The organism is Protofrankia sp. CiP1_Cm_nod3, from assembly GCF_982290655.1.
The window spans coordinates 127,374-133,223 of record NZ_CEVIVD010000002.1; the positions used below are offsets into that span (position 1 = coordinate 127,374).

Consider the following 5,850-nt stretch of genomic DNA (forward strand, 5'->3'; position numbering starts at 1 on the left):
CCGGCCCGGCGGCCGTGTCCGGGCCACCGGCTCCGCTGCCACCGGCGGTTCCGCCGCGGCTGGCGGGGCCGGCGGCTCCACCAGCGCCGGCGGGGCCGGCGGGGCCGGTGCTGGTGGAGCCGCCGGGGGGGCTGGGCTGAACCGGCTCAGGTCGGCGCCGTTGTGGATCGTGTGGACCTTGCCGGCGGGGATGCCGCGCCCGACGATGTCGTCCCGGAAGCCGTCGGTCACGGTGACGACGGCGTCGGCGGCCCGGTAGGCGGCCATCTCCAGCCGTTCGAGCGCGGCTATGACCCGACGGTCGCGCAGTACGCCGAGCTGCACGAAGATCGCCGGCCACAGGTCGCGGACCTCGACCACCAGGCGCGCGCGCCGCAGCCGGGCCAGCAGCCACGCCGAGCCGAGTGGGAAGAAGGTCGGGGACGAGACGACCACCACGTCGGCCGCTCCCGCCGCCCGCCCGCCGAGCAGCACGCTGGTCACGGTGAACGACAGGTGCGACAGGGTCCGGCGGACGATCCCCTCGTTCGGGGTGGCGTACAGCCAGGTCCGTATCACCCGGTAGCCGTCGCGTCGCTCGATCCGCTGCCACGCGCCGCGGTACTCCGGCGGCACGACGCCGGTGGGGTGGTTGGGCATCCCGGTCAGGACCGTGACGTCGAGGCCGTCCGCCGCCCAGGCCCGGGCTGTCTCGGCGAGACGTGCCTGCGGGGCGCCCACCTCGGGCGGGAAGTAGTGGGTGATCAGGAGCACCCGCAGCGGCCGCCGGCCGGCCGTCCCGGCCGCTCCCGGCGGTTCCGCTGGTCCCGCTGCTCCTGCCGGTCCTGCCGGTCCCGCCGGTCCCGCCGGTCCTGCTGATCCGGTCACCGCAGCCACCTCGGCGCTGCGCACGCGATGCGGGCGAAGTTCACGGTTGGCTCCCGGGTGCGAGTGAGTACGAGATAGCGGGGAAAACGTGCAGTCAGCGTGACAGAGCTTATCGTAGTCGAACGGATACGATCCGTATGTACACGTCCGGTGTGGCGCCGATATGGTCACCTGAAGTAATCACATCTGGTGGTCTGCTGGATCCCGTAGGCAGCAGCTCCGGATCCCGTAGGCAGTGGCTCCCGTGGGTAAAGGGACCTGCGGGCAACGGCGCCGGCCAGCGTTGGATGCGGTGGTCACAGCCGGGCCAGTGGTCGGGCCGGCGGTAGGGCCACCAGCCGGGCTGGCGGCCGGTCTGACGCTTCGAGCAGGGAGTCCCCTCGTGCATGTCCTCTTCGTCGCCGGTGCCCGGCCCAACTTCATGAAGGTCGCGCCGGTCCTGGCCGCGGCCGTGGCGCGTGGCGCCGTCACCACGCTCGTGCACACCGGCCAGCACTACGACGCCGCGATGAGCGGGGTGTTCTTCGACGAGCTCGGCCTGCGGGCCCCCGACCACTTCCTCGCCGCCGGCTCGGGCAGCCACGCCGGCCAGACCGCCGGGGTCATGACGGCCTTCGAGCCGCTGCTCGCCGCCGTCCGCCCGGACGTCGTCGTGGTGGTCGGCGACGTCAACTCCACGCTCGCCTGCGCGCTGGTCACGGCCAAGTCCGGCATCCCGCTGGCGCACGTCGAGGCCGGGCTGCGCAGCCGGGACTGGTCCATGCCCGAGGAGGTCAACCGGGTGGTGGCCGACCGGGTCTCCGACCTGCTGTTCGCCACCTCGCCGGACGCCGCCGGCAACCTCCGCCAGGAGGGCTACCGGCCCGACCAGGTGCATCTCGTCGGCAACGTCATGGTCGACACCCTGTTGGCGAACATCGAGCGCGCGCGGGCCCGGCCGGTCCTGTCCCGGCTCGGGCTGCGCGCCGGCGGGTACGGGCTGGTGACCCTGCACCGCCCGTCCAACGTCGACGACCCGGACGTCCTGTCGGGGCTGCTCGAGGCGCTCGGGAAAGTCGCCGAGCGGTGCCCCCTGGTGTTCCCCCTGCACCCCCGGACCAGGGCTCGGGTCGAGGGGCGGCTGCCGGCGGGGGTGGCCACGCTCCCGCCCGCCGGTTATCTCGACTTCCTCGCCCTGCAGGCCGGCGCCCGGGTCGTCCTGACGGACTCGGGCGGGGTCCAGGAGGAGACGACGGTCCTGGGCGTCCCATGCCTGACATTGCGTGACAATACAGAACGTGAAGTTACTGTTACCGAAGGTACCAATCAGGTCATCGGTACCGATCCCGAACGGATCGTGGCGGTGGCGGCCGAGGTGCTCGCCTACCCGCCGCGGCCACGGCGGCCCGCGCTGTGGGACGGCCGCGCCGGCGAGCGGATCGCCGAGATCCTGCTCGCGGGCGACTACGGCGGCCGCGGCCGCCGGCCGACCGACATCGCCGCTCGGGCCGTCGCTCCCGCGGGCGTTGCTCCCGCGGCCGTCGCTCCCGCGGGAGCGGCCCCGCGCGGCGCCACCGCCCAGGGTGGGTGAACGTACCGCGTACCGCGTACCGCGTATCACGCGGACCACGCTGTGACCTCTCCGGCAGACCACACCGTGGGCGCCGCTGGCCGACCGGGTCCGACGGCCGTTGAAATAGCTGTGAAATGCCTGGTGGGAGGCTGAATAGCCCCGTTCCGGAAACGGCAGTTCGTCCATACCGGGCGAGTCCGACGCGTTACTCTCGGACCGCCTGCCAAGAGCGCCCAAGTCCGGATTTCAGGGGAATCGATGCCTGTAGACATCAGTGGCCGTGCCAACCAGAATCCCGCCAGCGGACCATCGGCCCGATGGTGACGTTGCCCGTGCCCGAGCGGTGGATCCGCCGCCGGGCCCCGGACGGACGTGCCACGCCGGACCGGCTGTCCCGCCGGCCGGTCCGCCCGGTCGCGGATCCGGTCGGCCGCCTGCCCGGCCGTGTCACCGGCCCGGCGTGGCGGCAGCGGCCGTTCGTGCACGCCGCGCTGGCGCGTCCGGTCCGGCCGCGGGTCGTCGTGACGGTTCTGGCCGGCTGGACGGTGGCCTCGACATCGTTGACGTGTTGGACGGTTCTGCGCACAGGGGCCGGTTTGTGGCTGATAATCTCGGTATGTCCGCTGATACTGATCGTGATTGTGGCGGCCATGCTGTTGTTGCGCCGCTCGCGCGGGAATCGTGCCGGCGGGTTCGCGGGCACCGACGAACTGACCGGGCTCGCCAATCGACACGGGTTTCTCGGCCAGGCCGCGCGGTTGTTCGGGGATCATTCCGACGGCTGCCCGGTGCGCTGCCGGGACCCGGACCAGGGCCAGGGCCAGGACGTGGGGCCGGACCGGGGGCCGGAGGAGGCGGGGCGGCCCGCCCCCGCTTCCGGCGCGTTACTGCTGATCAACATTGACCGTTTCCGAGAGGTCAACAGCAGCCTCGGCCACGAACAGGGCGACCGGCTGCTGATCGAGGTGGGCCGGCGGGTCCGCCGGCTGGGACGCGCCGGCAACCTGGTGGCAAGGATCGGCGGGGACGAGTTCGCCCTGCTGCTGCGCGACGTGGGCGCCGAGCGGGCCCAGGCCGCGGCGGCCGGTGTCCGCGACGTCCTGCGGGAGCCGTGCACGCTCGCCGGCACGCCGGTACCGGTCGAGGCGAGCATCGGCATCGCGATCGCTCCCGATCACGGCCGGGACGTGCCCGAGCTCCTGCGCAACGCCACCTCCGCCCTGGGCGAGGCGAAGAAGTCGTCCGCGGGCCACCGGGTGTACGACCCGAGCTGCGCCCGGCCCGGTCCGGCCCGGCTGCGGCTGCGCGCCGAGCTGCGCACCGCCCTGCGCAACGGGGAGATCGAGCCGTACTACCAGCCCAAGGCCGACCTGCGCACCGGCCGTATCACCGGGATGGAGACGCTGGTGCGCTGGCGGCATCCCGTCGACGGGATCCGCACGCCCGACACCTTCCTCCCCGACATCCAGGCCGCCGGCCTGATGCCCGCCCTGACCAGGCAGATCCTCACCAGGGCGCTCGCGGACTGCGCACGCTGGCACGCCGCCGGCGCTCGGCTGTCGGTGTCGGTGAACGTGCCCGCACCCGTGATCGTCGACCCCGGTTTCGTCCCCGGTGTGCACGAAGCCCTTGGCGCGGCGGGCGTCTCCCCGTCCGCGCTCTGCGTGGAGATCACCGAGGATTCCCTGATGACGCAGCGGGAGCGTGCGCAGCACACCCTCGTCCGGCTGCGCGCGCTCGGGGTGCGGGTCAGCCTCGACGACTACGGCAGTGGCTACTGCTCCCTGGCCTACCTGCGGGATCTGCCCGCGGACGAGCTCAAGCTCGACCGGGCCTTCCTGCGGGACGTCGAGCGCAGCCCCGCGGCCGGGGAGATCGTCCGGTCGACACTCGCGCTGGCGCACACCCTGCGCCTGCGGATGGTCGCCGAAGGCGTCGAGACGGCCAGGTCATGGGCGCTGCTGGCGGCCTGGGGATGCGACGAGGCGCAGGGCTACTTCATCTCGCCGCCCATGGCCGGCGAGCAGGTTCTCCCCTGGCTGCGGCAGTGGACCCAGCAGACCCGCCCACCCCAGCAGGCCCATCCGTCCCGGCCGGCGCCGGTATCGCCGTCCGCGCCACCATCATCGGTGCCGCTGGTGCCAGCGTCGCCGGTGGAGCCGGTGCCCTCGCAACCGCCGCTGTCGCGAGGGCTGCCGCCGTCGCAACCGCTGTCGTTGCCGCAGACACAACCATTACCGATGCCGTCGTCCAGAACACCAGTTATGTAACCACAAGTAACTATGCGGACGACGGTACCCGTGGGCGGGCGCCGGTCGCTAGGGAAGATCGCTGCCTGTTTGTCGTCGGGTAACGTTCACCGGCCGAAAAAGCGGCCTCAACGACCAGCAGGGCCGGATCAGGCTGGGTCCGGATCTGGCCTGATCCGAGCCACGCTCGGTGTGGACGGTTGCGGACGCCGTCTGCCGCGCTGTCCGCATCATCGGGCGATGCCGCTCGCGGCGCGGGCCAGCAGCTCCAGCGGCTGGGCCAGCGCCTCGCCGATCTGGTCGGCGCACACCCGGAACGTCTCGACCGGCGATCCGATCGGGTCGGGGATGTCGTCGTCAGCGGGAGCCGCGGGGCGGCGGAGGCCGCGGCGGGCCAACGCGCGGGAGATGAGGGCCTGGCCACACATCCGGATCGTCTCCGAGGCCGGGGGCAGTGGTCCACGGCCCACGGCAGCGGCTGGCGTGCCGTCGCTGGCCGAGTCGTGTGAGCGGACCGGCCCCCGGCCGGGGGGAGCGGCGGCCGCACGGGCCCCGCCCAGGTAGCGAGCCCCGCCCAGGCAGGCGGCGGTGTCCGGGCTGATGTCGGCGGGCGTGAGCCCGGCGGTCACCCGGGCGAACTCCCGCAGGGTGAAGGCACGGCTGACGGTCTTCGGCGCGGTCGTCACGGCGGCCGCGCGATGCCCGCGCTCCGCGCACAGCACCAGATCGGCGCTGTCGAGCAGCCCGGCGTGCAGGCGGCGGGTGGTGAAAGCACGCGGGTCGAGACCACGTCCGGCCAGGACGGACGCGGCGTGCGGGTGGATGGGCGTGCCGTCACGTGCGCTGGTACCGGCGCTGGTGACGGTCACCCCGGGTGCGGCGGCGGTACCCAGCGCCTCCTGTAACAGCGCGGCGGCGAGGTACTGGGCCATCGGCGATCGGCACAGGTTCCCCGTGCACACGATCAGGATGTGCCATGGCGCCGCGGGGCCGGCGGGCCCACCCGTGCCAGGCGTGCCGGGTGTGCCGGGCGTGTGGGCGGCTGTCATCGCGGCGCGGGGATTCTTGTGATCATTGTGGCTGTTGCCGTCCGGGGCTGTCACACCGCGGGGGTGGTGTTGTGCAGGGCTTCGCCGTGTCCGCTCATCTTCGGGTTCGTGGCCCGGTGCCGGCCGGGCGCGG

At 73.1% G+C, this 5,850-nt stretch carries 4 protein-coding genes; 2 read left to right on the forward strand and 2 right to left on the reverse strand.

Annotated elements, in window-relative coordinates; all coding sequences use genetic code 11:
- A partial coding sequence (locus AC5LUJ_RS01435) for a glycosyltransferase family 4 protein (protein WP_493464350.1) occupies nucleotides 1-867 on the reverse strand: 867 nt, incomplete at its 3' end.
- 382 nt (nucleotides 868-1,249) lie between these two features.
- Here AC5LUJ_RS01435 and wecB point away from each other — a divergent pair.
- Together wecB and AC5LUJ_RS01445 are read left to right on the forward strand one after the other, a co-directional pair.
- Complete coding sequence (gene wecB, locus AC5LUJ_RS01440; protein WP_250290672.1) at nucleotides 1,250-2,437, forward strand: non-hydrolyzing UDP-N-acetylglucosamine 2-epimerase; 1,188 nt, start codon at nucleotides 1,250-1,252, stop codon at nucleotides 2,435-2,437.
- Nucleotides 2,438-2,736: 299 nt separating this feature from the next.
- The gene (locus AC5LUJ_RS01445) at nucleotides 2,737-4,689 is read left to right on the forward strand and encodes a putative bifunctional diguanylate cyclase/phosphodiesterase (RefSeq protein WP_250285336.1); all 1,953 of its coding nucleotides are present in this window, start codon (nucleotides 2,737-2,739) and stop codon (nucleotides 4,687-4,689) included.
- Between the two features lie 209 nt (nucleotides 4,690-4,898).
- Here the strand turns inward: AC5LUJ_RS01445 and AC5LUJ_RS01450 are convergent, their stop codons facing one another.
- A complete protein-coding gene (locus AC5LUJ_RS01450) occupies nucleotides 4,899-5,717 on the reverse strand; it encodes an arsenate reductase/protein-tyrosine-phosphatase family protein (RefSeq protein ID WP_250290674.1) in 819 nt (272 codons plus the stop codon).
- Between the last annotated feature and the right edge of the window lie 133 nt (nucleotides 5,718-5,850).